This window comes from Nitrincola sp., assembly GCF_048264025.1.
Lineage (GTDB): Bacteria > Pseudomonadota > Gammaproteobacteria > Pseudomonadales > Balneatricaceae > Nitrincola.
In genome coordinates, this window is record NZ_JBLXDN010000008.1 from 12,473 (window position 1) to 37,570 (window position 25,098).

General features: G+C 51.9%; 23 protein-coding genes. 11 read left to right on the forward strand and 12 right to left on the reverse strand.

From position 1 onward, the window contains the following. Window positions 1-2 precede the first annotated feature (2 nt). Together tsaE and ACN0R1_RS07885 are read right to left on the reverse strand one after the other, a co-directional pair. Window positions 3-476 carry a tRNA (adenosine(37)-N6)-threonylcarbamoyltransferase complex ATPase subunit type 1 TsaE gene (tsaE, locus tag ACN0R1_RS07880; RefSeq protein WP_417581620.1) on the reverse strand — a complete coding sequence of 158 codons (474 nt, stop codon included), beginning with the start codon at window positions 474-476 and terminating at the stop codon, window positions 3-5. Further along, window positions 460-1,989 (reverse strand): NAD(P)H-hydrate dehydratase, encoded by a 1,530-nt coding sequence (locus tag ACN0R1_RS07885; RefSeq protein WP_417581622.1) that lies wholly within the window; start codon window positions 1,987-1,989, stop codon window positions 460-462. The genes tsaE and ACN0R1_RS07885 overlap by 17 nt, the downstream gene beginning before the upstream one ends. 36 nt (window positions 1,990-2,025) lie before the next feature. Between ACN0R1_RS07885 and queG the strand changes: the two genes are divergently transcribed. Continuing rightward, window positions 2,026-3,159 (forward strand): tRNA epoxyqueuosine(34) reductase QueG, encoded by a 1,134-nt coding sequence (gene queG, locus ACN0R1_RS07890; protein ID WP_417581624.1) that lies wholly within the window; start codon window positions 2,026-2,028, stop codon window positions 3,157-3,159. Here the strand turns inward: queG and orn are convergent. After that, window positions 3,113-3,655, reverse strand: a complete 543-nt coding sequence (orn, locus tag ACN0R1_RS07895; protein WP_417581626.1) for an oligoribonuclease — start codon at window positions 3,653-3,655, stop codon at window positions 3,113-3,115. The genes queG and orn overlap by 47 nt on opposite strands. Window positions 3,656-3,762: 107 nt before the next feature. On the opposite strand from orn, the gene rsgA reads away from it, so the two are divergent. From rsgA to ACN0R1_RS07915, 4 genes are all read left to right on the forward strand, one after another. Continuing rightward, window positions 3,763-4,788, forward strand: a complete 1,026-nt coding sequence (rsgA, locus tag ACN0R1_RS07900) for a small ribosomal subunit biogenesis GTPase RsgA (RefSeq protein WP_417581628.1) — start codon at window positions 3,763-3,765, stop codon at window positions 4,786-4,788. Between the two features lie 35 nt (window positions 4,789-4,823). Then, window positions 4,824-6,452, forward strand: a complete 1,629-nt coding sequence (locus ACN0R1_RS07905) for an HDOD domain-containing protein (protein WP_417581630.1) — start codon at window positions 4,824-4,826, stop codon at window positions 6,450-6,452. Between the two features lie 2 nt (window positions 6,453-6,454). Beyond that, entirely contained in the window at window positions 6,455-7,324 is an 870-nt protein-coding gene (gene asd / locus ACN0R1_RS07910) for an archaetidylserine decarboxylase (RefSeq protein ID WP_417581632.1), read from the forward strand. A gap of 86 nt (window positions 7,325-7,410) precedes the next feature. Next, on the forward strand, window positions 7,411-8,451 hold the full coding sequence (locus ACN0R1_RS07915; RefSeq protein ID WP_417581634.1) for a YgfZ/GcvT domain-containing protein: 1,041 nt from the start codon (window positions 7,411-7,413) through the stop codon (window positions 8,449-8,451). Window positions 8,452-8,463: 12 nt separating this feature from the next. Here ACN0R1_RS07915 and ung read toward each other — a convergent pair whose 3' ends face one another. From ung to ACN0R1_RS07945, 6 genes are all read right to left on the reverse strand, one after another. Further along, a complete protein-coding gene (ung, locus tag ACN0R1_RS07920) occupies window positions 8,464-9,147 on the reverse strand; it encodes a uracil-DNA glycosylase (protein WP_417581636.1) in 684 nt (227 codons plus the stop codon). 3 nt (window positions 9,148-9,150) lie between these two features. Next, window positions 9,151-10,653: a lysine--tRNA ligase gene (gene lysS, locus ACN0R1_RS07925; protein ID WP_417581638.1), complete on the reverse strand. Its 1,503-nt coding sequence runs from the start codon at window positions 10,651-10,653 to the stop codon at window positions 9,151-9,153. A 35-nt stretch (window positions 10,654-10,688) separates the two neighbouring features. Then, a complete protein-coding gene (gene prfB, locus ACN0R1_RS07930) occupies window positions 10,689-11,783 on the reverse strand; it encodes a peptide chain release factor 2 (protein ID WP_417581640.1) in 1,095 nt (364 codons plus the stop codon). Between the two features lie 151 nt (window positions 11,784-11,934). Then, on the reverse strand, window positions 11,935-12,369 hold the full coding sequence (locus ACN0R1_RS07935) for a c-type cytochrome (RefSeq protein ID WP_417581642.1): 435 nt from the start codon (window positions 12,367-12,369) through the stop codon (window positions 11,935-11,937). Between the two features lie 78 nt (window positions 12,370-12,447). Next, window positions 12,448-12,975 carry a flavodoxin FldB gene (gene fldB, locus ACN0R1_RS07940; protein ID WP_417581644.1) on the reverse strand — a complete coding sequence of 176 codons (528 nt, stop codon included), beginning with the start codon at window positions 12,973-12,975 and terminating at the stop codon, window positions 12,448-12,450. Next, a complete protein-coding gene (locus ACN0R1_RS07945; protein WP_417581646.1) occupies window positions 12,975-13,304 on the reverse strand; it encodes a phasin family protein in 330 nt (109 codons plus the stop codon). Before ACN0R1_RS07945 ends, fldB begins: the two co-directional genes overlap by 1 nt. Window positions 13,305-13,445: 141 nt before the next feature. Here ACN0R1_RS07945 and gloA point away from each other — a divergent pair, with 141 nt between their 5' ends. The 3 genes from gloA (at window position 13,446) to ACN0R1_RS07960 (ending at window position 15,363) form a co-directional block, all read left to right on the forward strand. Next, entirely contained in the window at window positions 13,446-13,838 is a 393-nt protein-coding gene (gene gloA / locus ACN0R1_RS07950) for a lactoylglutathione lyase (protein ID WP_417581648.1), read from the forward strand. A gap of 179 nt (window positions 13,839-14,017) precedes the next feature. Next, window positions 14,018-14,818 carry a tetratricopeptide repeat protein gene (locus ACN0R1_RS07955; protein ID WP_417581650.1) on the forward strand — a complete coding sequence of 267 codons (801 nt, stop codon included), beginning with the start codon at window positions 14,018-14,020 and terminating at the stop codon, window positions 14,816-14,818. Between the two features lie 77 nt (window positions 14,819-14,895). Then, window positions 14,896-15,363: an RDD family protein gene (locus ACN0R1_RS07960; protein ID WP_417581652.1), complete on the forward strand. Its 468-nt coding sequence runs from the start codon at window positions 14,896-14,898 to the stop codon at window positions 15,361-15,363. 7 nt (window positions 15,364-15,370) lie between these two features. Here the strand turns inward: ACN0R1_RS07960 and lptG are convergent, their stop codons facing one another. Together lptG and lptF are read right to left on the reverse strand one after the other, a co-directional pair. Further along, on the reverse strand, window positions 15,371-16,429 hold the full coding sequence (gene lptG / locus ACN0R1_RS07965) for an LPS export ABC transporter permease LptG (RefSeq protein WP_417581654.1): 1,059 nt from the start codon (window positions 16,427-16,429) through the stop codon (window positions 15,371-15,373). Then, window positions 16,426-17,532, reverse strand: coding sequence for an LPS export ABC transporter permease LptF (gene lptF / locus ACN0R1_RS07970; protein ID WP_417581656.1), 1,107 nt, complete (start codon window positions 17,530-17,532; stop codon window positions 16,426-16,428). The genes lptG and lptF overlap by 4 nt, the downstream gene beginning before the upstream one ends. 97 nt (window positions 17,533-17,629) lie before the next feature. Between lptF and ACN0R1_RS07975 the strand changes: the two genes are divergently transcribed. Next, the gene (locus tag ACN0R1_RS07975) at window positions 17,630-19,147 is read left to right on the forward strand and encodes a leucyl aminopeptidase (RefSeq protein WP_417581658.1); all 1,518 of its coding nucleotides are present in this window, start codon (window positions 17,630-17,632) and stop codon (window positions 19,145-19,147) included. Next, window positions 19,147-19,575 carry a DNA polymerase III subunit chi gene (locus ACN0R1_RS07980; protein WP_417581660.1) on the forward strand — a complete coding sequence of 143 codons (429 nt, stop codon included), beginning with the start codon at window positions 19,147-19,149 and terminating at the stop codon, window positions 19,573-19,575. The genes ACN0R1_RS07975 and ACN0R1_RS07980 overlap by 1 nt, the downstream gene beginning before the upstream one ends. A gap of 2 nt (window positions 19,576-19,577) precedes the next feature. On the opposite strand, the gene ACN0R1_RS07985 is transcribed toward ACN0R1_RS07980, so the two are convergent. After that, on the reverse strand, window positions 19,578-21,518 hold the full coding sequence (locus ACN0R1_RS07985) for a methyl-accepting chemotaxis protein (RefSeq protein WP_417581662.1): 1,941 nt from the start codon (window positions 21,516-21,518) through the stop codon (window positions 19,578-19,580). Between the two features lie 244 nt (window positions 21,519-21,762). On the opposite strand from ACN0R1_RS07985, the gene ACN0R1_RS07990 reads away from it, so the two are divergent. Beyond that, window positions 21,763-24,600 carry a valine--tRNA ligase gene (locus tag ACN0R1_RS07990; protein ID WP_417581664.1) on the forward strand — a complete coding sequence of 946 codons (2,838 nt, stop codon included), beginning with the start codon at window positions 21,763-21,765 and terminating at the stop codon, window positions 24,598-24,600. Window positions 24,601-25,098: the final 498 nt, after the last annotated feature.

Here is a 25,098-nt window from a genome sequence, read left to right on the forward strand (position 1 = left end):
GCTTACCCATTCAATTTCTTTACTATTCTATCGGCAATCATACACCCTTTTTGAGTGTTTTTTGACCACTTTATACGTCTACCGGGTAAATTTTCACTCAAGGTCAGCTCCAGGTCCGCTATAGGCAACCAACCCAGTCCCTTTTCCGGCCACTCGATCAGACAAAGAGCCTGCTCAGCGAAATAATCACGAATACCAAAATACTCCAGCTCTTCTGGGTCTGAAAGCCTATACAGATCAAAATGATAAACTGTCATATCAGGCAATTCATAAGGTTCAACCAGCGTGTAGGTCGGACTTTTAACCGCACCCTGATGTCCCAGCGACTGCATCACCCCCCGGCACAGTGTAGTTTTACCCATGCCAAGATTACCGTGTAAAAAAACCACCGCGCCTTCTGAACCTACGGCCTCAGCAAGCCAGGCGCCAAACCGGATGGTTGCCGCGTCATCGGCCAGATCAACACTTTCTATCAATTACCTGTTCCCCCAAACCATTCAAAACCCGACGCACTTCGAGGATCAGATCAGTTGCCAGCAAACCTCGCTCTCCTGATCCGGCTACACACCGATCAGCTGCCACCGCATGGGCATACACTCCCAAGCGTGCGGCATCAATCGGCTTCAACCCCTGCGCCATTAATGCGCCGATTATGCCTGACAATACATCTCCCATGCCACCACTGGCCATCCCCGGATTACCAGCACTGCAAAGATGGATTACATCACCATCGAAGGTGAGCGAACCAGCCCCCTTAAGCACCACAGTACCGCCAAAGCGTAACTGCAACGCCTTGACTGCAGCAAAGCGATCCTGCTGTACCTCACTCACGGAACACCCCAGCAGACGCGCCGCTTCACCAGGATGTGGAGTAATCACACGCCGATGACTGTAACGATCCGTAGCTGTTACTAGATAATTCAGCGCATCAGCATCCAGCACTTGAGGTTTCGCCGAGTTCAGTACCTGCTGCATCAACTGATCCGCCCAGGCACTATTCCCCAAACCCGGACCTGCAACCACAACACTGGCTTGTTCCAGCATAGGCACAACCTCCTGGCCTGAACCGACAGCCAATGCCATGACTTCCGGCAGGCGAGTCAAAGCCGCCACAACATGCTCATGACGCGTGGCCAGAGACACCAAACCACTCCCGCTGCGCGCTGCACTCTGAGCTGCCATGAGTGCAGCACCACCCAATCCCAGACCGCCACCCACAACCAGCAGATGACCAAAGCAGCCCTTATGAGCTGAGCGCTGACGTGCAGGCAACAGCTCTTGCAGATCATCCTGATCGGTTCGAAATGCACTGACAGGCACGCGCTCATAGAGTTCATCCGGCACGCGCAAGCTATCAAAGCGTAAACTGCCGCAGTAATTCACCCCTTCATGGGTCAGCAGTCCCTGTTTGACGCCAATAAAGGTCAGGGTGATAGCCGCTTTGACCGCCACACCCAACACCTGACCGGTATCGCTGCACAAGCCTGAAGGAATATCCACAGCAACCACCGGGCGACTTTGATGATTTAACTTGATGATGGCGTCACGCACACACCCTCTCACTTCACCTCTGACGCCGGTACCGAGCATCGCATCCACAATCACCTCACCATTCAGCTCCAGCTGTGCCGACCAAGGCTGAGTGGCCACACCCACGGCTGCCGCCCAGCGCCAGGCTTCCAGTGCCTCACCCCGCAGCTGATCTGCATAAGGTAAATCACCAAAGGTCAGCACCTGTACCTCGAGTCCTTGCTGCTGCGCCAGCCCAGCTACAATCAGCCCATCGCCACCGTTATTGCCCGTGCCACAGAGCAGCGTCAGGCGCTTCAGTTCTGGCCACTGCTGTTGTATCACCGCAAACACAGCATGCCCGGCTCGCTGCATCAAGCGAAAGCCAGGAATACCGAAAACTTCGGTTGCCTGCCGATCCAGCGCACGTGACTGCTCAGCTGTGTATAATGTCGAAGGCAGTGTGGTTCGAGTGATCATGCGGCGTTCTCCTTAATCTAGAACTGTTATTCTGGCATGCATAGCGAACAGAGCAAGCAAAATCAGCCCCTACCCGACACCCTGTCACTCGCCGAGCTGGCTAACAAGATCAAACACTGGGCCGGTGAACTGGGGTTTCAGCAATGTGCCATCACCGGCACAGATCTGTCAGCCGAAGCGGACAGCCTGACAGAATGGCTGGATCAGGGCATGCATGGCGAAATGCGCTGGCTGGAACAGCACCAGCCCAAACGCCTGGACGCATCACAACTGGTTCCTGGTACCCAGCGTATTATCAGCCTGCGCATGGATTACTTACCCCCTGAGACTGAAACCCTGCGTATCCTCAACAATCCGGATAAAGCCTATATCGCCCGCTATACCCTGGGCAGGGATTATCACAAACTGATGCGCAAGCGCATACAGCAACTGGGCCAACGCATTGACGCCGCGTTACAGCAAGATACCGCCTTTCGCCCGTTTGTTGACAGTGCCCCGGTACTGGAACGCCCGATTGCACGCAACGCCGGACTGGGCTGGATAGGCAAGCACACACTACTGCTTAACCGTCAGGCTGGTTCGTGGTTTTTTCTGGGCGAACTTTTTATCAACCTGCCTTTACCCATTGATGCTCCGGAAACCAACAGCCACTGCGGTAGTTGTCGCGCCTGCCTGGATATCTGCCCAACCCAGGCCTTTCCCAGCCCATATGTGCTGGATGCACGCCGTTGTATTTCCTACCTGACGATTGAGCTCAAAGGGTCGATACCGGTGGAGCTACGGGCAAAAATGGGCAATCGGATTTTTGGTTGTGACGACTGTCAGTTGATATGCCCCTGGAACCGCTTTGCCAAACACTCACAAGAAAGCGACTTTAAACCCAGGCATCAACTGGATGACATTGGCCTGTTAAGCCTGTTTGAATGGGACGAAGCTACGTTTCTCAAGCGCACCGAAGGTTCTGCTATCCGCCGAACCGGGTTTGAGGGCTGGCAGCGCAACCTGGCGGTTGCGCTGGGTAATAGCCGTGGAGGGAGCAAGGTGGAAGCGGCTCTAAATCGACGTTTGCAATCTGACTGTTCGGCCATGCTCGCCGAACATATCCACTGGGCGCTGTCTCAACTCAAAGGCGAAACAGATGGCGGCGGTAATAACGCATCTCTTCAATAGAATCACGAATATCATCCAACGCCAGGTGAGCGCCTTTCTTTTTAATCCCGTCCATGATCGACGGTTTCCAGCGCTTTGCCAGCTCTTTGATACTGCTAACATCGATATTGCGATAGTGAAAGTGCGCCTCCAGCTCTGGCATGTATTTCACCAGAAAACGCCGATCCTGACCGATGCTGTTACCACACATGGGTGATACGCCCTTATCAGTATACTGACGCACGAATGCCAGCATCTGCTGCTCAGCTTCGGCTTCGGTGACACGACATTCGCGCACCCGCGCTGTCAGGCCCGACTGGCCGTGCTGACGGGTGCACCACTCATCCATTTGCGTCAACAAGCTATCGGGCTGGTGCACCGTAATTACAGGGCTTTCCGCCAGCGAGTTCAAATCGGCATCGGTGACAATTGCAGCCATTTCAATGATCCGGTCTTTTTCCGGATCCAGCCCGGTCATTTCCAGATCTATCCACAGCAAGGCATTCTGTCGCGGCATCCGCTATTCTCCAGTTATAAGACTGTATTAAAGTTTCACTATAGATTACCTTATCTTCTACAAAGAACGTAGTCCAAAACCCGGCCCTCAGGAAAGCATATCTACGCATGAGCAAACGTAAAGTCACCCGTCGCCAATCCTGGCGCATCAGTAAGATCCAGCAGGAACGCACCGACCGTGCCAACCGCAAGGAAACCCAGATTGAAGAACAGCTTAGTGGCGGAGAACTGGGCACTGAACAAAACGGGTTGATCATTTCCCACTTCGGCAAACAGGTCGATGTTGAGGCTCTGGAAGGTGATACTCAGGGGGCTATCGTACGCTGTCATTTACGTACCCATCTCGGACAACTGGTTACCGGGGATCGGGTAATCTGGCGCCGCTCTCCGGATGGCGGCGTAGTGGTTGCTGTGCTGCCACGCCATAATCAGCTACAACGACCGAACAATCATGGTGAGCTGAAACCCGTCGCGGCCAACATAGACCAGATCGTCATCACCCTGGCACCAGAACCCAGAGCCCATGCTAACCTGATTGACCGCTACCTGATTGCCTGCGAGCGCTCGGAAATTGAACCGGTTCTACTGCTGAATAAAACTGATTTAATCTCCGCAGAAAACAAGGTCTGGTTAGATCCCATGCTGGCACTATACCGCCAGATCGGCTATCGCATACTCGAAGCATCCACTACCGAGCAGTCAGGACTGACTGAATTAAAAGCCCTGCTGAATAGCCGCATCAGCGTATTTGTCGGCCAATCAGGTGTCGGCAAATCGTCGCTGATCAATGTCTTGCTACCCGGTATCGATCTGAAAGTCGGCGGCCTCTCGGAGCAAAGTGGCAAGGGTAAGCACACCACCACAACCGCTCGGCTGTTTCATATGCCAGACGGTGGTGATCTGATTGACTCTCCAGGTATTCGTGAGTTTGGCCTATGGCATATGCACGAAGATGAAGTACTGGAGGGTTTTATCGAATTCAGACCCTTTATCGGCCACTGCCGTTTTCGCGACTGTAAACACCTGCAAGAACCCGGATGCGCACTTATAGCCGCTGTAGAAACGGGCCAAATCACCGAGCAGCGTTTTAAAAGCTACCGCATGATTCTTAACTCCATGCAAGAAACCCTGTAGACTGAATTTTTAAGGTCAGCCTTACCGGAACTGCCATGTCTCGCAACCCAACTTCACCCGTCGGCCTGGATGAATGGCTCGATTTTTTTCAGGACAAGTCGCTACCTGTCCGAGCCAGCACGGCCGCTCGACTGAACAAGGCTCTCGACCAGGCGTCCAGTAATCTGTTGACACTGGCGCCCATCATCCGCACTGATCCAGTGCTTTGCTTGCATGTTACCCGGGCGGCGCAAGCACTACTCAGCGACAAGGAAGGCAAGATAGCTGGAATAGATCATGCGGTACAGACACTCGGCTTTGACCGAATAACCCAGTTACTCAGCCAAGTGACCAGTTTCCGGCTTAACCCCGCCAGCACAGTCCATACCCTGTTTATGCGGGCTGTAGCCGATAGCCATCATGCCTCTACCCAAGCCGCCGACTGGCAGGATAGAAAAAATGCCAGCAACACCGAAGAGGTCCGACTGGCCGCACTGCTTTACGGCTTTATACACTGGTGTGCCTGGCTCTATACACCGCTACATAAAGAAGCCTACCAACGCAAAGTGATTGATGAGGGTGTCGATGTAGCACTGGCAGAATATGACGTGTTCGGTTGCACACTCCAGGAGCTGGGGTATCGTCTGGCGCAGCAGTGGAAATTGCCGGAGCTGACGGTTGAGGCACTAAGCCACGACACCTCACCTTCATCAAGTCTACTCAACAAACTACACCTTAAAGCTATGGGGGATCCACGCCTGGATGGCAAGGATCTGCGTGAGGTCAATCACTTTTTGCAACAGCCATTTTTCGCCGTCAAGCTGGCCAACTGGCTCGCCTTAACGGCCACGCGTGGCTGGAATACACCCAAAGCGCGACGCCTCTACGAGATAATCGGCGACTATCTAAGACTGGATCAAAACGATACTCTGGCGCGTCTACATAGCACCTGTGCCGAGTCGGCCAGGCAATATCACCTGCCTGGGGTATTATCCCCCGCCAGCGAGCTACTCTTTATTCCGTCTGCTCAGCCGACGCCCGGAATACTGCGTAAAGCAGAGCGTCAACAACTGCAAGAGACCGTACCGGCTGTCAGCAGTCTAGGTCAGACAGACGCCCCCTCGGCTGAACCAATACCGGCATCAGACCTACCGACCACACCAGCACCCGCAAAATTTCTGGACCAAGCACTGTACGACAACCTCACGGCGACACTTCGGCAACCAGACAGCAACTTTCGTAAAGCTGATCAGGTGCTAAAAATGCTGTTACAGGGTCTCCATGAAGGCCTGGGTATGTCACGTGTCAGCATGATGCAGATCAACCAACACCAACTTAAACCACTGATTAGCAAAGGTTTCGATAATCAACACCCACTGACACGCTACACTAACAACCTGGAAATCCCCAGCCTGTTCAAACGGCTGTGCGATAAACCCACTTGCCTCTGGTACAATTATCGAACCTATAACCGTCTCATGCCGATGTTACCGGCTGATTTTGAAAGCTGCTTACCCAGTCATGACTGGCTGATAATGTCACTGTTTGGCCCATCAGGCCCCTTGGCAATTATCTACGCGGATCAGGGAGAACAAGCGCCACCCATGGCCGAGTTTTACTTTGAGCGGTTTCGTTATTTAGGTTCATCCGCCGCACAGGCACTGAAACAACTACCACAGGAATAGCCGTGAAAGATCGTCTTTTTATTCTACTGCAAACTCTGATCCCCCAGCACTTGTTATCACGCGCTGTCGGCAAGCTGGCCGATTGCCGAGTAGTGTGGATAAAAAATCTGTTTATCAGCTGGTTTCATAAGCGTTACCGTGTCGATATGCTCGACGCGCAGGAAACTGATCCACTGGCCTATGCCAACTTCAATGCCTTTTTTACCCGCGCACTGAAAGCGGATGCACGCCCCATCGACAAGGATCAGGATACGCTGGTGTCGCCAGCTGACGGTGCCGTCAGTCAAGCAGGCCCCATTGAGTATGGTCGCCTGTTTCAGGCCAAAGGACGCAGCTACTCCCTGACGACACTCCTTGGCGGTGATGAGTCTCGGGCAGCTGAGTTTATCAATGGCAGCTTTGCCACCATTTATCTGTCTCCACGCGATTATCACCGGGTACATATGCCACTGAGCGGTGTACTGCGTGAAACTATTTATATCCCCGGAGACCTCTGGTCAGTCAATCAAGTCACCGCCGAGCAGGTAGACCAGCTGTTTGCCCGCAATGAACGTCTGGTGGCACTGTTTGACACGGAAGTCGGCCCGATGGCCATGGTGCTTGTCGGAGCAATGATTGTTGCCGGTATCGAAGTCGTCTGGCAGGGTCAGGTAGCTCCCATACAAAAATCACCATTGGTACTGGGTAAGCGCTACGATGACAGCATCAGTCTGAGCAAAGGTGACGAGATGGGCCGCTTCAAACTGGGCTCTACTGTGATCTTACTGTTCGGCCAGGATGCCATTGAATGGCAGAGCACCCTCACGGCTGGTAGCCCAGTCACATTGGGTAGTGCAATCGGCCGTATCAATAACCAAAGCACAGCCGAATAACCCCACCAGGAAGCGGATGAATCCTGCCGCTTCCTTGTCTACAATAGAAGTCCTAACGTTTTTTGTCTCACAGGATGAATCTGTCTATGCACAGCTTATGGCACACACTGACTCTACCCGCTCAGCTTAGCATTGAAGAGAATGCTATTGTCGGACCATTTTCCGATCCGTCCAGTGACTGCCTGTTTACACCCTTGTTACACCAGCAGGTAATTAGGGTCGAGGGCAAAGATGCTTTCAGCTTTTTGCAGGGACAACTCAGTTGCGACCTGCGTGATATTAGTACAGGGATGACTCGACTCGGTTCGCACTGCAATATCAAGGGCCACATGATGAGTCTGTTCCGGGTGATCCAGCCAGAGGAGAGCATTTTCTGGCTCAGAGGCAGTCAGGATCTGAGTGAAAAAGCCCTGGCACAGTTAAAAAAATACATTATTTTTTCCAAGGCCACTGCTGAAATCGATAACGACCTGGTCGGGCTGGGCATACAGGGAAAAGCCGCAGCTAGTCGGCTGAGCCAGGTGCTTGACCTGTCTGAGGACAGCTTACCCACGCAGCCCGGGCAGGCCCTCAGGCTCAAGCAGATCAGCTGTGTTTGTGTAGGTGAGCAGCGCTATGAGCTCTGGGCCGAAGCTACAGCACTGGAACCCTTGCTAGCCAAACTCCAACAGACGGCAGCCATAATGCCACTACAGCAATGGTTACTGAGCGACATTCAGGCAGGCATTCCCGATCTGCGACAGGAAACTTCCGAAGCCTTTATTCCACAGATGACCAACCTGCAGGAGTTTGAAGGGATCAGTTTTCGCAAAGGCTGTTATACCGGGCAGGAGATCATTACACGATTGCAGCATCGCGGCCAATTGAAGCGCCCTATGTATCGCGCCCGAGTGCAGAGTAACAGCCTACCCCTACCGGGTACGCCGCTGCACTGTGAAGATAAAGATGGCATAGGTCAGGTGGTACTGGCGGCTGAAACCGGACGAGCCGGTGAATTTGAGTTACTGGCGGTGATTCTGAAAGCACGCGCCGAGACTGACACTATCATGCTGCCGGATCAAAACCCACTGCAACTACTGGAACTCCCTTACAGCCTGGATGCCAGGCTATTTGAAAGTAAGCGCTGATAGTAACAACAATCAAACCTGAGCGGGCAACTGCCAATTGATCGGCGTGCGCCCCTGCTCAATCAGCCATTGATTGGCCTGACTGAAATGGCGGCAGCCCAAAAACCCGCGATGGGCCGAAAGCGGTGATGGGTGGGGCGCCTTCAGAACCAGATGACGCTGCTGATCTATCCCGGCACCTTTTTTCTGGGCATAACTGCCCCAGAGCATAAACACCACCTGATCACACTGCTGATTGACGACTTCAATCACCTTGTCGGTGAAGGTTTCCCAACCCCGCCCCTGATGTGCATTAGCTTGCCCCTGCTCTACCGTCAGCACAGCATTGAGCAGCAACACACCCTGAGATGCCCAAGTGTCCAAAAAACCATGCCCAGGGGGGTTAATCCCCAGGTCAGCCTGTAATTCTTTGTAAATATTCTGTAGCGATGGCGGAACACGTACGCCAGGCTTAACCGAGAAACACAAGCCATGCGCCTGCCCCGGCTGATGGTAAGGATCCTGCCCCAGAATCACCACCCTCACCCGCTCTGGTGGCGTGGCCTCCAGAGCATGAAACCAGTCGGATGACGGCGGAAAAATCACCTTATGCTGATCTTTCTCCGCCCGCAGAAACTGCTTCAACGCCTGCATATAAGGCTTGTGAAACTCCGCATCCAGATAGGGCTTCCAGCCTGGCGCTTGCTCCAGTGCCATGACCTAACCGCGCGGCCGCATGGCTGGAAACAATACAACATCACGGATAGAGGGTGAATCCGTAAACAGCATCACCAGACGGTCTATGCCGATGCCCTCACCCGCTGTAGGTGGCAGGCCGTATTCCAGCGCATTGATATAGTCAGCATCGTAATGCATGGCTTCATCATCTCCGGCATCCTTTTCTGCCACCTGGCGGCGAAAACGCTCAGCCTGGTCTTCGGCATCGTTAAGCTCCGAGAAACCATTGGCCAGCTCACGGCCACCGACAAAGAACTCGAAACGGTCTGTGACATGCGCATCATGATCACTTAAGCGTGCCAGTGGACTGACCTCAGTCGGGTATTCAGTGATGAAGGTGGGCTGATCCAGATGATGTTCGACAGTTTTATCGAATATTTCCATCTGGATACGACCCAGTCCCCAGTTGTCCATCAGATTGATATGCAAACGCTCAGCAATCTGGCGGGCCGCATGCTCATCAGCCAAGGCCTCAGGCTTGATATCCGGGTTGTAGTGCAAAATGGAATCAAACACACTGATACGACGGAACGGCTGGCTCAAGTCATATTCAAAGGCTTCCAGCACTTCACCGTCCTCATTACGGATGGTGTTGGTCAGGGTGGTGGTACCGAGAATGTCTTTCGCCAAAGTACGCAGCATATCTTCGGTCAGGTCCATCAGATCATGGTAGTCCGCATAGGCCTGATAGAATTCGATCATGGTGAATTCCGGATTATGCCGGGTAGACAGGCCCTCATTACGGAAGTTGCGGTTGATCTCGAAAACTCGCTCAAACCCGCCAACGACCAGGCGCTTCAGGTAGAGCTCCGGAGCAATACGCAGGTACATTTGTAGATCCAGCGCATTGTGGTGAGTGACAAACGGACGTGCTGTGGCGCCGCCGGGAATGCTGTGCAGCATCGGCGTTTCCGCTTCAATGAAACGACGTGCCGACAGGTACTGACGTATGCCGGAAACGATCTTTGAACGCACTTCGAATACCCGACGTGACTGTTCATTGGTGATCAAATCAACATAGCGCTGACGGTAGCGCATTTCGGTATCTTGCAAACCCTTATGCTTTTCCGGCAAGGGGCGCAGGCTTTTGGTCAGTAACTGATTTTCAGCCATATCCACATAGAGATCGCCTTTGCCTGATTTATGCAGCACACCTCGCACACCGATAATATCGCCCAGGTCCAGGGACTTGGCAAAAGGACGTGCGTCTTTATTTACATACAGCTGAATCCGGCCACTCATATCCTGAAGCACCATAAACGCGCCACGATTCAGCATGACACGTCCAGCGACCGCCACCAGATTACCCTCGGCTTCCAGCGTTTCCTTGGTTTTATCACCATGTGCGGCCTGCAGATCAGCGGCATAGCTGTCACGTCTGAAGGTATTTGGAAACGCACTGCCCTGCTCGCGTAATTGGCGCAGTTTTTCACGACGCTCGGCAATCAGGCGGTTTTCATCTTGCGGTTGATTCACTTCGGACATGAAGTTATTACCCTAATCTGTAAGTTTTCGATTAATCAGAGGCCAGCTTTCAGGCTTGCTACGATGAACTGATCCAGGTCACCATCTAGCACACGATCACAGTTGGACGTTTGTACATGGGTGCGCAGATCTTTGATACGCTGATCATCCAGCACATAGGAACGTATTTGGCTTCCCCAGCCAATGTCCGCTTTGGAATCTTCCAATTCCTGAGCAGCGGCATTACGTTTCAGCATTTCCATTTCATACAGCTTTGAACGCAGCTGTTTCATACACACATCACGGTTCTGATGCTGCGAACGGGCCGATTGACTTTGCACCACGATACCGGAGGGCTCATGGGTAATACGCACGGCAGACTCTGTACGGTTAACATGCTGACCACCCGCCCCAGAGGCACGGTAGACATCGACGCGCAGATCCGCCGGGTTGATCTCGATGTCGATATTGTCATCGATTTCCGGAGACACAAACACTGAAGCGAAGGAGGTATGGCGTCGGCCACCTGAATCAAAGGGTGACTTACGTACCAAACGGTGCACGCCAGTTTCGGTACGCAACCAACCGAAGGCATACTCGCCCTCAAAGCGGATGGTGGCGCTTTTGATACCAGCCACATCACCGTCGGACACTTCAATTAACTCTGTTTTGAAGCCTTTGTCTTCACCCCAGCGCAGATACATACGCAGCATGATGTTGGCCCAGTCCTGGGCTTCAGTGCCACCCGATCCGGATTGGATATCCACGAACGCATTGTTTGCATCCGCTTCACCGGAAAACATCCGACGAAATTCCAGATCATCAAGCTTCTTACCCAACGCGCTGACTTCAGCTTCAACTTCGGTCACGGTGTCCTGGTCATCTTCTTCAACGGCCAGGTCAAGCAAATCACGCGCATCGCTGATGCCGGAAACCAGTTCATCCAGGGTTGTCACTGTGGTGCTGAGGTTGTTGCGCTCACGGCCTAACTGTTGAGCATTCTCCGGATTATTCCATATATTCGGATTCTCAAGTTCGCGCTCCACCTCTTCAAGACGCTCACGCTTGCCATCGTAGTCAAGATAGCGTTTCAACGTAGCGGTTCGCTCAGTAAAGTCTTTAAGACTATTAAGAATCGGATTGATTTCCATTTTAGAACCTAGAACTCCGGCATTGGCAAAAAAGAGAGCTATTCTAACTGATATCGGGGATTGATTGAATCTACTGAGCAGAGTTTAAACAAGGGGGAGGGTAAACAACTGGAGCAGCCAAAGCTGCTCCAGAAATCAAGCGAGTTGAACCTCAGTCACGGAAATTGTCGTGACAGCCCTTGCAGGTTTTGCCCATCTCTCCCACCGCTGGACGCAGCGCTTCGAGCGTTCCAACTTCTGCGGCAACAACCAACTCAGCACTAACCTGCTGAAATTTTTCCATACCACCGCTGAACTGATCCCAGTTAGACCAAATATCAGCTTTGGCATCACCACCTTCTGTACCTTCAGCAAAGCCTTCTTTGGCCATATGACTCATGGCATTCACCTGACGAGCATGATGCAGCGCGGCATCCGCATCAAATGCCAATTCGCCTTTCGCCATGCCACCCAAGGTATCCATGTGCCATTTCACCACCTTAAAAACCGATTGGCGATACTCAATGGATTTTTCAGCATCAGCCAGTGTAACTCCCGTGGCAAACAATATTGAAGCGGTCAGACAGGTCAGTGTTAGTTTCTTCATGATTCAATCCTTTTTTCATTAACAGATTATAGGTTGTAAAGTTACAGCATAAGAATGAACTAATATACACAATTCAGTTTAGCCTGCTTGAAAAGCGATGCAAACCTCAGCCAACCATTTTTCCAGCCGCTCGTCCGTCTGCCCTGACTGGCCATCTTCATCCAATGCCAAACCTACAAATTGCAGTCCGTCTTCAGTCAAGGCTTTTGACGCCTCGAAATCATAGCCATCCACTGGCCAATAACCGAGCATCTGAGCGCCGGAATCACGCAACAGGTCGTGAAGTGCTCCCATGGCATCCTGGAACCACTCGCCATAACCTATCTGGTCACCCAGACCAAACAGCGCCACCTGAACCCCGTTGAGATCCATCTGCCCCAGTGCATCCCAGAGCACGGCCCAATCCTCCTGGAGCTCACCAAAATCCCAGGTGGGAATACCCATGATCATCTGCTTGTATGCTGGCATAGCCGCCAGTCCTTCAGATGCAATATCATGCAAATGTGCACGACCAGCAAGCATAATGACTATCTTTTCTGCCACCAGTTCAGTATTACCGGTGGTGCTGGCATAAAAAATTCCAATCGGTGCTTCTGTCGTCTGCATCACAGGGTATCAGTCGCCTTATTAACAGAACTGCGCGCCAGCTTTTCCATGGAACGGCGTGCATCACTCAGCGCTTTCATATTCTGATCATTAGCGGCACGCAGAGTTTGCTCCAGCTCTTTGGCATACGCCTGTTGCAGTTCGATCAAATCAACCGGGGTTTTACACTTCTGCAACTCAGACGTCTGCTGCATAGTGGCCTCAAGACAGGCTTTGGTACATTCCAGCTGATGGCGTGTCAGATCTTCCAGCATTCGGGTCTGAATATTCACCAGATCTTTAAAAGGCTCCATCGACTCAGTCATCTGTTTTGTCATATCCTGAAACATAGTTATTCTCCTTAGCAAAAAAATGCTTTCACTCTGTGTTACAGTTTAACGCTATTCCAACTTTTTTTCATGCTGATCAGGAACCCATAACAAGTTCCATGATCCCAGTTTACATTGAATTATCCGCAGCAGGAGTTAACCATGCGCCTATTACATACCATGTTACGTGTCGGAAATCTGGATAAATCTCTGCAATTTTACACCGATATTCTTGGCATGCAGCTATTGCGTCAGAAAGACTACCCTGAAGGTCGTTTCACCCTGGCATTTGTTGGCTACGGCGATGAAAGCAGCAATACTGCGCTGGAGTTAACACATAATTGGGACACAGATGGGTATAATCTGGGAGAAGGCTATGGCCACATTGCCATAGAAGTGGATGATGTGTATGCCGCCTGTGATCATATCAAAAGCAAAGGTGGTGAAGTTGTCAGGGAAGCTGGTCCAATGAAACACGGCAACAGCATTCTCGCGTTTGTGCGGGATCCTGATGGTTATATGATAGAACTGCTGAGCACAGAACGAAAAGACTGACACTGATCAAGCATCTGGAGTGCTGACTGTCTATTTTTTTGCTAATATTCGCGACAACTAGAAAAACTGTTCCATCCTGCCATTAATCCGGCAGGCATTTGCTGCTTCTGAGAAGGCCTTATCCCGGTGGTTAAGGCTATTTGCTATTTATCCCGGTAAAGACGAAAGGTTTACTTTGAATGAAAAAATCAACTTTCATTGCAGTGGCAGGACTTATGCTGACTCTGCACATGGGGTCCGTCAGTGCGGCCACACTTCAGGATGCCAGAAGCGCCATTGAATCTCAGAACTACGCAGTGGCTCTTGAGCAACTCCAGCTTATAGCCAGAGATGGCGACCTGGATGCCAACAACCTGCTAGGACAGATGTATGAAAATGGCTGGGGTGTTGATGCCGATGAAGAAGAGGCTGCTCGCCTCTACCGTATCGGTGCCAACCAGGGCCACATGGAGAGTGTTACCAGCTTACGCGCATTGCAGAACAAAGCGTTTGCCGTAGAGTACAACCAATTATTACCCTTGGCTGAAGCCGGAAACAGCGAAGCACAAAACCGAATTGGAGAAATGTTTGAGTTTGGCCAGGGTGTTGAACGCGACAAACTGGCCGCCTTCAATTGGTATCAGCTTGCGGCCGACCAGGGTGAGGTTTCCGCCTGGCACAACCTAGGCCGTAGCTACAACTTTGGCACGGGAGTAGAGCAGGACTATGAAGTGGCAGAAGACTGGTATCGTCAAGCGGCTGACCGAGGCTATACCAACTCACTGTTCTTCCTGGGAACGCTTTATGCGACCGACCATGGCAGTGACACCAGCTACAGCAGCGATATCATCGCTTATGCCTGGTTACAAAATGCCGCCGAACTAGGTGACCAAACCGCCCGCCCTATTGCTGAACGCTTGCTGCTCAAACTGGACAGTGATGAAATAGAAACGGCGAAACAACTGGCTGAACGCTACAAAGCTCGTTACATCAATCAATAATCCTCTGACAGCGACCTTGCAGACCAACGGCAAGGTCGCATGTCAAACAGCCCTCAAAGTAATCAGGAAAATACTCCATGAACAGCCCGGTTCAACGTACCTTCCGCACTGACTACCCAGAGACCCGCCCAGCTTCTTTAATTAAACGTCTTATGGCCATGCTATACGACTTCATGCTGATTTTAGCAATCTGGGTGGTTACCGGTTTTGTGGCCGTCGCGCTAAATGATGGCGAAGCTGTGGAAGGGCCGATGCTCAAAACCGTGCTATTTTGCATTACTTTTCTGTTCTTTGGTTTTTTCTGGACCCGCCTTGGACAGACGCTGGGCATGCAGGCCTGGCGTTTAAGAGTGCAGACACTGGATGGCTACCGCCTTAGCTGGAACCGCGCACTAATACGCTTCATGCTGGCAATCATCTCTATTATCCCACTTGGACTGGGATATTTATGGATTTTATTCAGCGATGAAAAACTCGCCTGGCATGACAAACTGTCTGAAACCTGCATAGTACAACTGCCTAAAGTACCCAGGAAGGATGACTGAGACGCAATTAACCGGCTCGTCGAAGCAGATACCAACCACCTAGTCCACATAACAAAGTAGGTAACAGCGTGGCTAATAATGGTGGAAAACCATAGACACTGCTGGCAGGGCCCAGCAGATCCTGGGCAAACTTGAATACCAGCCCCAGAATCACGCCCGACACAATTCGCTGCCCTATAGGCACACTTCTTAACGGCCCGAACACAAAAGAAATCCCTGCCAACACCAGAGCGGCAATCGACAAAGGCTGTAACAGTTTGGCCCAGAACGCCAGAAAATAAACATCAGCATTTACACCCTGCCCCTGCAAATAACGGGCATAGTCCCAAAGCCCGGTAATAGACAGATCGACTGGTTCGACCACCACGATTGACAACAAATCAGGGGTCAAACCGCTTTGCCAACGCTCTTGCGCCAAGGTCGCGGTTTCAGTATGTGCATCATGAAGGCGAGTTTCACTAACATTACTCAGATTCCAGGCGCCCTCTTCATAGGTGCCACGCTGAGCAAAACTGCTACGCTGGAGTTGCAGGTCAGCCGCAAACTCATAGCGCGTAACGCCGTGTATAATTTCCCCGCTTTCTACCGCATTGATGAAAATAAAGGTATTGCCCTCTTTATGCCAGACACCATCATCTGAATAAGAGCCTCCACCTGCCATCGCCACAGCACGAACACTCTGAGCACGTTGCTCTGTGATTGGCGCAATAAACTGTCCCAACAGCAACCCCACCGCGGCCATCAGCATCACAGGCTTGAATACCGTCAGCAGAATACGACCAGTGGAAATGCCAGCCGCCCGCATCACTGTCAGCTCACTTTGAGAAGCCAACATTCCCAAACCAATCATCACCCCAACCAAGGTTCCCAAGGGAATATACTCATACAGACGTCTCGGTGAAGTCCAAGCCACATAGTGAAATGCACCCGCCAGGGTGTAGTGCTCATTCATGTTATCCATCTGATCGAGGAAAGCGATCAGCAGATCTAACCCAAGAACAACTAAAAGCACCGCCAGTACTGACTGTGCAACCAGCTTGAAAATATACTGATCCAGCACCTTCATAGCGCTTTTCTCCCAGGTATCAAGCGTTTTAGCGGCACAAGGTAGCCGAACAGCTGGCGCCAGTAACGCCCTAAATAGAGGAAGTTTGCTGCCACAAACACAAACACCAGATGCACAAGCCAGAGGACGGCGGGCGACCCTCCTGATTCAACCTGCGAACGAGCCGTGGTAAGCAAAGCCATATAGCCCAAATACAGAAGGACCGATGGAATCAGTTTGGCAAAGCGCCCCTGGCGTGGATTAGTGTAACTGAGTGGCACGGCTAACAGGGTTACTACCAGCACTAAAACCGGCAGCGAAAAACGCCAGTGTAAGGCCGCCAGGTCTCGCTGCTCCGAGGATGCCAGTAGCATAGAGGTGGGCTTTGCATCCACTTCCCTGATCTCATCGGCCAACTCGGGCTCATCCAGTTGCACCCCGTATTCACTGTAGCGAATACGGCTCATATCCGCTTCACCAGGTCGACCATCAAAGCGATAACCGTTCAACAGCACCAAAAAGCGCTGACGTGCTTCTGGCAACAAACGTCGTTCAGCCGACTCCGCGATCAGAATATTAGGGCGTCCATCTTCGCCACGCTGGGAGATAAACACCTGCTTCAACTGCTCACCCACCATCGCTTCGGCGTAAGTAACCTGACCCGATGACTGGGACAAAAAACGTCCTGGTGTCACCAAATCAAGTTCACTGCGCGCATCCTGGGCGGCCAGCAACTGATCAGCTTTATTCAATCCAAGTGGCGCTACCCAGGCACTCAAAAGCAGTACCAGTAAGGAAACAACCAATGCAGAGCCAAACACATAGCTCAACAAGCGATTACCACTGAAGCCCGTAGCCTGTAATACCACCATTTCACTATCGAGGCACAAGCGACCCAACGCCAGTAAAATGCCCAGAAACAGCCCCAGAGGCAAGAGCAATTCAAGAAACCCCGGCATGTGATAAAGCAGCACAAGAAAGACGGCCCCCGCCTCTAATTTGCCTGCTGCAGCATCAGACAGGTATTTAATTAAGCGAGCGCTGGTGATGATAAGCATCAGCACGGCAGTCACAGCAAGCGTACTGACTAACACCTCACGGGTGATGTAACGGAATATGATCAACGCAGAATCCTGGTCGCGAACATGGTTTCGAACGATGGAAATAGTTTATAGTGGCATTATCTATCAATCGCTTTTGAATGTCTTCTCTGGAGCCAACATGTTTTTTGAAATTATCAGCGACACCCCAGAAACTCTCTCCACTGACTGTCTGGTAATCGGCATCGAAGCAGAGGGCGTCCTGACGCCGACAGCCACACTGATTGATCAATGTACAGGTGGTGCTATTCAAGCTTTGATTAATAGCGGTGACCTGACGGGTAAAGCAGGTGAACTGTTGATGCTGCACAACCTGACTGGCATCACTGCTGCACGGGTGCTGGTCGCAGGTTTAGGCAAAGCCGATGAGCGCAAAGATCGCCATTACCGCAAACTGGTCAAAGGCATCAACCAGACGCTGGGCAAACTGAAACTGAAATCTGTCGCTATCGCACTCGATGGCCTGGCCAGCGATCACCCTGACACCTATCGTCAGACTCGCCTGTTCACCGAATGGACCTCGGCCGACTTTTATCAATACGACAGCACCAAGAGCAAAAAAGCCGACCCGGTATCGCTGGAGCAGTATGTTATTCATCTCCACGATGAAGACGCCGAATTAGGCGAGAGTGCATTACTGGATGGTGTTGCCATCGCTAACGGTATCAGTAGCGCTCGTGAACTGGGCAACCTGCCCGGCAATATTTGCACGCCTACTTATTTAGCCGAAAAAGCCAAAGCATTGGGCGAAGAATTTGACAGCCTGAAAGTTAAAATTCTTAATGAAGAGAAGATGGAAAAGCTGGGGATGCATAGTCTGCTTTCAGTCGGTCGCGGCAGTGCCCAGCCATCCAAACTGATTGTCATCGAATACCAGGGTGGCAAAGACACTGATGCCCCTCACGTTCTGGTTGGCAAGGGCATTACCTTCGATACCGGTGGTATCAGCCTGAAACCAGGCGCAGGCATGGATGAAATGAAGTTTGATATGTGTGGTGCCGCCAGCGTTCTGGGTACCATCGAAGCGGCGGCAGAAATGCAACTGCCGATTAACCTCGTCGTGATTGTCGCCGCCGCCGAGAATATGCCAGGTAGTCAAGCCACCAAACCCGGTGATGTTGTTACCACCATGTCAGGCCAGACAGTAGAAATTCTGAATACCGATGCCGAAGGCCGACTGGTACTTTGCGATGCACTGACCTATGCAGAACGCTTTAAGCCGGCCAGCGTCATAGACGTAGCCACCCTGACGGGTGCCTGCATTATTGCACTAGGCCACCATGCCACAGGCCTGCTGTCCAACAATGAAGAACTGGCTGGCGCCCTGCAGCAAGCCGGTGACTTTGCCGCTGACCGCGCCTGGCCATTGCCGCTTTGGGATGAGTATCAGGAACTGCTGGATTCCAACTTTGCGGATATAGCTAACATCGGCGGCCGCTCAGCTGGCACCATTACGGCGGCCTGCTTCCTGTCACGCTTCGCCAAAGCCTATCCTTGGGCTCACCTGGATATCGCCGGGGTTGCCTGGAACAGCAACGGTAAAGAAAAAGGCTCCACGGGCCGTTGTGTATCCTTACTCTGCCAGTATTTGATTGATCAGGCCGAAGCTGTTGAGGTTAACGAGGAAGCACATCACTGATGTCCCGACGTGCTGATTTCTATATTTTGCCTCAAGCCGATGAAGACAGCCGTGCTGTCTTCATCTGTCGGGTTTGCCAGAAAGCCCTGCAACAAGGGCTGATGGTCTATATACACACCGACCATCAGGCAAAAGCTGAAAGCCTTGATCGACTGCTCTGGTCCTTTCGGGATGACAGTTTCCTGCCTCATCACCTGATCGGCAACACACCAACAGCCCCCATCAGCCTAGGTCATGGCGATCAACTACCGGAACACCGACAGCTGTTTCTCAATGCCGCCGGCTTGCTGCCTGAATTGGCCTTTGAGTTTGAACGCATTGCCGACGTGGTGGTTCAGGCTCCAGAACTGCTAACAAGTTCACGCCAGAACTACAGCCGCTGCCGTGAGCTAGGGTACGAGATGCACCGAACGGATATGCGCAAGTAGTATTACACCCGAAACCGGTTCATCTCCTCTCGAAGCTGCTCCGCCAGCATCGACAGGGAGTTTGTCGCCTCGGTCGACTCTCCCACATGAGTAGCAGACTGATCGGCAACATCCTTAATCAGATGGATGTTTTGATTAATCTCTTTAGCCACCGCAGACTGCTCTTCCGTCGCTGTGGCTATATGCTGAATCATGTCGTGAGCAGAACTGACCACATTCAAAATATCATTCAAAGCGGTATTGGCATGGTCAGCAAGCTCCAGAGTAGCATGGGTTTTTTCCACACTCTGAGAGATCGCCTTAACGGCGCTTTCTGAACGACCTTGCAACTGATCAATCACCTGCTGTATCTCATTGGTGGATTCTTCTGTACGGCGAGCAAGATTTCTCACTTCATCAGCCACGACAGCAAACCCACGCCCACTATCACCGGCCCGCGCCGCTTCGATAGAGGCATTTAGTGCCAGCAGGTTGGTCTGATTGGCCACATCTCGAATAACCTGCAACACCTGACCGATCAGGTCGCTGTCATTTTTCAGCTCACGAATCACTTCAGCGGCATCAGATATATCTTTAGATAAGGCCTGCATTGATGAAGCCGCTGATGCCACGACCTGGCTTCCGGCCTCAGCCCGATTACTGGCTTCAATCGTATGATCAGCTGCCATTTGCGCATTGCGAGCGACTTCTTCAACCGTAGCCGACATTTCATTTATTGCCGTGGCGGCATTCTCAAGCTGAGTTGACTGCTGACGAACACCTGAGTCTGTTTGCTGACTAATCTGACTCAGCTCGGTTGCTGCCGAGGCCAGAGTTTCCGAGTTCACTTTAATCCGCTCAATCGTGCCACGCAATTTCACCCGCATCTGTTCAATGGAACCCAGCAGACTGGCGCCAGCCCCTTTTGACACTTCCACTTCACGGGTTAAATCGCCATCAGCCACATCGCCGACTACAGCCGCCGCATAGGCTGGGTCGCCTCCGAGAGTACGGGTGACACTCCGAACAATTGCCATTCCCGTCAGCAGCGCCAGAATCAGAATCGCCGCCAATATCAACAACAGAGTCCAAATGGTTCTATACACGGGCGCCATAGCATTTTTCTCAGTCTGCTCCAGCACCAATCCCCAACCCAGCAAGGGTATGGGTATATAACTACCCACCACAGGCACCCCAGCCGCATTATCATAACGCCCTGAACCCGACTCCATCGCCGCGATAGCCTTCGCAGCGTCCGAGGTAATCGCCTGTTCTGGGTTACTCACTGAACGGGTTGGCGTCAGCGCCATGCCGTCACTGCTGATGAGGAAAATATCGGTATTGGGATCATCATTCAACGCACGAATTCGCTCTATCAAAGTACTCAGTGTCACGGCTCCGCGCATAACACCAACGATACGATCACCCTGATATACGGGAGAAGCCACTGTACTCACCTGATTACCAGTTGCTCGGGAGATCACCGGCTGCGAAAACACATCTTTTCCACTGATCGCTTGTTGAAACCAGGAGCGATCCGGAACATTGAACGCCTGCGCTTCACTAAACGGCATAGCCCTGGCTCGGCCACTTTCAAAAGCAACCCCAGCGAGCCCCCTGCCTTCGGGACTAACAAGAAACAGCGTGTCATATACGCCCTGGGCATCGGCAATTTGCGTCAGCAGGTGATTCACGGCGGCTTCATCGGCATTGGCCAAGGGATCCAGGCTTGCTAGATAGAGCATTTCTTGCTGACGTGCTTCCAACCAGTCGGTAAATGATTGCGCGTAACGTTGGCCCTGACCATCCAGTTGATTAATAATCATTTGTGTATGGGAACGGTAATACTGACTGAAAATCACACCCGCAACGATGAGTACCGCCATTAAGACAATACCCAAAATCATCAGCGTGAGTTTTTTACCGAAAGACAGCCCCAGACTTTTAGCAGGTGGCGAGATCATATCGACTCTCCGGATAGTAGAAATTAGTTATTTTTATTCAGATCTTATAACAGGTTAGCAGAGAGCTTTACATCTGTGCTAGATAGGCAGCATTATTTTTTCATTCCTGGCAACTCCCAACTATCTAAGCGACAAGCCTACAACCTGTCTGCTACAGCCGTTATAATGACGCATTTTTGCGGAAGTACTGCGTTATAACCTTACGCCTTCCTCCCAGCCCCGAATGTTAACTACTGAGATGAGCATGGATAAAACCTATCAGCCACATGAAATTGAGAACACCTGGTACGACAAGTGGGAACAGAGTGGTTATTTTAAACCCTCAGGTCAGGGTGATGCCTACAGCATCATGATCCCGCCACCTAATGTCACCGGCAGTTTACACATGGGGCATGCTTTCCAGGACACCATCATGGACAGCCTGATCCGCCATCAGCGCATGCTGGGTAAAAACACCCTCTGGCAAGCAGGTACAGACCACGCGGGTATTGCCACTCAGATGTTGGTTGAGCGCAAAGTTGCGGCCGAAGAAGGTAAAACCCGCCACGATCTGGGTCGCGAGGCGTTTATCGACAAGATCTGGGAATGGAAAGAAGAATCCGGCGGTACGATTACTCGCCAGCTGCGTCGTATGGGTGCGTCTTTGGATTGGAGCCGTGAGCGCTTCACCATGGATGAGGGTTTTTACAAAGCGGTGCAGGAAGTCTTTGTACGCCTATATGATGACAAGCTGATTTATCGTGGTAAGCGCCTGGTCAACTGGGACTGCAAACTGCACACCGCCATCTCTGATCTGGAAGTGGAAAACAAGGATCAAAGTGGTCACCTGTGGCATTTCCGCTACCCGCTTGCCGACGGTGCTAAAACCAGCGATGGTAAAGACTACCTTATTGTAGCCACCACACGACCCGAAACCATGCTCGGTGATACGGCGGTTGCGGTGAACCCGAACGACAAACGCTACACCTCCCTGATTGGTCAGTATGTCGAATTACCCTTAGTCGGTCGCCGCATACCAATCATTGCCGATGATTATGTCGATGCCGAGTTTGGCAGTGGTTGTGTGAAGATCACTCCGGCACATGACTTTAACGACTACGAAGTCGGCAAACGCCATCAGCTATCCATGATCAACATCTTCGATCACAACGGTGCGGTATTGCAGCGGGCCGAGGTCTTCAACACTGACAGCAGTGAAAATACCGAACTGGATGATCGTCTGCCGGAACAGTATCAGGGACTGGACCGCTTTGATGCGCGCAAACTGATTATCAGCGAATTTGAATCTGCCGATCTGCTGGAAAAAATTGATGCGCATGCCCTGAAAGTGCCCTATGGCGATCGCTCAGGTGTCGTCATTGAGCCCCTGCTCACCGACCAGTGGTTTGTGGCCGTTGAAGAGCTGGCAAAACCGGCCATTGCCGCGGTGGAAAATGGCGACATTGAATTCGTCCCCAAACAGTATGAAAACATGTATTTTGCCTGGATGCGTGACCTGCAGGACTGGTGCATTTCTCGCCAACTCTGGTGGGGTCACCGCATTCCGGCCTGGTATGACGACTGCGGCAATGTCTATGTCGCACGTAACGAAGCCGAAGCACGGGACAAATACCAACTCAGCCATGACCTGCCACTGAAACAGGACGATGATGTGCTGGATACCTGGTTCTCCTCAGGACTCTGGACCTTTGGTACTCTGGGCTGGCCGGAGAACACCCCGGAACTGAACACCTTCCATCCCAGCAGTGCCCTGGTAACCGGTTTTGATATCATCTTCTTCTGGGTTGCCAGAATGATCATGTTCACCCTCAAGTTCACCGGCGAAGTCCCCTTCAAACAGGTCTATGTGCATGGCCTGGTGCGTGATCAGGATGGACAAAAAATGTCCAAGTCCAAAGGTAACGTACTCGACCCGCTGGATTTGATCGATGGCATCGACCTGGAAACCCTGGTGGCCAAACGCACCGGTAACATGATGCAGCCACAGCTGGCTAAAAAAATCGAAGACCAGACCCGCAAACACTTTCCGGAAGGTATTGCGGCTTATGGTACGGATGCACTGCGCTTCACCTTTTTGTCACTGGCCTCAACCGGCCGCGATATCAAGTTTGATATGCAGCGCATGGAAGGTTATCGCAACTTCTGTAACAAACTCTGGAACGCGGCTCGTTATGTGCTGATGAATACCGAAGAACAGGACTGCGGCATCCAGGGAGAAACAGTGGAACTCACCCTGCCGGATCGCTGGATCATTTCTCGCCTGCAGGAAACCGAAGCGCAAATTGCCAAACACTTTGCCGAATACCGCTTCGACCTGGTCGCCAGCACCCTGTATGAATTTGTCTGGAATGAATACTGCGACTGGTATCTGGAACTGTCCAAGCCAGTGCTTTGGGATGAAGCCGCCCCTGCTGAACGCTTACGCGGTACGCGCCGCACCCTGGTCAGAGTACTGGAAGCTATTTTGCGTTTAGCTCACCCGCTGATGCCCTATATTACCGAAGAGATCTGGCAACGCGTTGCACCGCTTGCCGGAAAACAGGGCGACACGATTATGCTGCAAGCCTACCCGCTTGCCGAAGACCACAAAATTGACGCCCAGGCCAGTGCCGACATCGAATGGCTGAAAGCAGTGATGCTGGCTATTCGTAACATTCGCGGTGAAATGAACCTGTCTCCCGGCAAAGCGATTCCAGTATGGCTGGGTAATGCCTCAACTGAAGATCAACGTCGCCTCGAAGCAACGCGGCCGCTACTGACCAAACTGGCTAAATTGGAGCAGATTGAACTACTGGATAGCCAGCAGGAAGCACCTATGTCAGCCACAGCCCTGGTCGGCCAGATGGAAATACTGGTGCCCATGGCCGGCATCATTGACAAAGAGGCCGAGCTGAGCCGTCTGAGTAAAGAGCTGGAAAAACTCAACAAGGAAATCAGCCGACTGGATGGCAAGCTGTCCAACCAGGGTTTTGTCAGCAAGGCACCGGCTGACGTAGTCGAGAAAGAGCGCGCCAAGCTGGCAGAAATGCAATCAGCCTACGCCCGTCTGGAAGAACAGCACAGCACCATTGCTGCAATCTAATCCGGACCAATGCATATCGCGCCAGGGACGGCGAGTATACAGAAAAGACAGGAACAGCTTGCCCGTATAAACCCTTAGAGTCCGCGGCATATAGCGCCAAGGATGGCGCGTATGCAGAAAATGCAGGAGCAATTTTCTGCCCGTACATCCTGTACATAAAAAAACCTGCTGGCTTTAAGTCAGCAGGTTTTTTACCGGGCACTGGTTCTGATAAACAAGCAACTCACTCGACAGCTGTTTACTCGACTCTTGTCGGCAGCTTTACTTCTTTTGGTCTTCGTTCATCAGGGCGCGCATTTTTATGCCGGCCCAAACCATTACAGCCGTAATACCTATGATACCGATCATACTAGGGATCAGCACTTCCATACTGTGGATATCTATTCCGAACATGTCATCACCTCTTAACGGTTAACTGCGACTAGATTACCCGCTTATTTATTATGGAATATTGACCCAGCTCAACTTTTCTTCCGGTCGCAAGGGCATCTATCTCAG

Coding starts and splice junctions, on each gene's coding strand:
- rsgA (WP_417581628.1), top strand. CDS start 3,763: ATGAGCAAACGTAAAGTCACCCGTCGCCAATCCTGGCGCATCAGTAAG.
- ACN0R1_RS07960 (WP_417581652.1), top strand. CDS start 14,896: ATGAACAGCCCGGTTCAACGTACCTTCCGCACTGACTACCCAGAGACC.
- lptG (WP_417581654.1), bottom strand. CDS start 16,429: ATGAAGGTGCTGGATCAGTATATTTTCAAGCTGGTTGCACAGTCAGTA.
- ACN0R1_RS07990 (WP_417581664.1), top strand. CDS start 21,763: ATGGATAAAACCTATCAGCCACATGAAATTGAGAACACCTGGTACGAC.
- ACN0R1_RS07935 (WP_417581642.1), bottom strand. CDS start 12,369: ATGAAGAAACTAACACTGACCTGTCTGACCGCTTCAATATTGTTTGCC.
- queG (WP_417581624.1), top strand. CDS start 2,026: ATGCATAGCGAACAGAGCAAGCAAAATCAGCCCCTACCCGACACCCTG.
- ACN0R1_RS07915 (WP_417581634.1), top strand. CDS start 7,411: ATGCACAGCTTATGGCACACACTGACTCTACCCGCTCAGCTTAGCATT.
- ACN0R1_RS07885 (WP_417581622.1), bottom strand. CDS start 1,989: ATGATCACTCGAACCACACTGCCTTCGACATTATACACAGCTGAGCAG.
- ung (WP_417581636.1), bottom strand. CDS start 9,147: ATGGCACTGGAGCAAGCGCCAGGCTGGAAGCCCTATCTGGATGCGGAG.
- lysS (WP_417581638.1), bottom strand. CDS start 10,653: ATGTCCGAAGTGAATCAACCGCAAGATGAAAACCGCCTGATTGCCGAG.
- fldB (WP_417581644.1), bottom strand. CDS start 12,975: ATGCAGACGACAGAAGCACCGATTGGAATTTTTTATGCCAGCACCACC.
- ACN0R1_RS07980 (WP_417581660.1), top strand. CDS start 19,147: ATGTCCCGACGTGCTGATTTCTATATTTTGCCTCAAGCCGATGAAGAC.
- orn (WP_417581626.1), bottom strand. CDS start 3,655: ATGCCGCGACAGAATGCCTTGCTGTGGATAGATCTGGAAATGACCGGG.
- ACN0R1_RS07945 (WP_417581646.1), bottom strand. CDS start 13,304: ATGTTTCAGGATATGACAAAACAGATGACTGAGTCGATGGAGCCTTTT.
- ACN0R1_RS07985 (WP_417581662.1), bottom strand. CDS start 21,518: ATGATCTCGCCACCTGCTAAAAGTCTGGGGCTGTCTTTCGGTAAAAAA.
- gloA (WP_417581648.1), top strand. CDS start 13,446: ATGCGCCTATTACATACCATGTTACGTGTCGGAAATCTGGATAAATCT.
- ACN0R1_RS07905 (WP_417581630.1), top strand. CDS start 4,824: ATGTCTCGCAACCCAACTTCACCCGTCGGCCTGGATGAATGGCTCGAT.
- ACN0R1_RS07955 (WP_417581650.1), top strand. CDS start 14,018: ATGAAAAAATCAACTTTCATTGCAGTGGCAGGACTTATGCTGACTCTG.
- prfB (WP_417581640.1), bottom strand. CDS start 11,783: ATGGAAATCAATCCGATTCTTAATAGTCTTAAAGACTTTACTGAGCGA.
- ACN0R1_RS07975 (WP_417581658.1), top strand. CDS start 17,630: ATGTTTTTTGAAATTATCAGCGACACCCCAGAAACTCTCTCCACTGAC.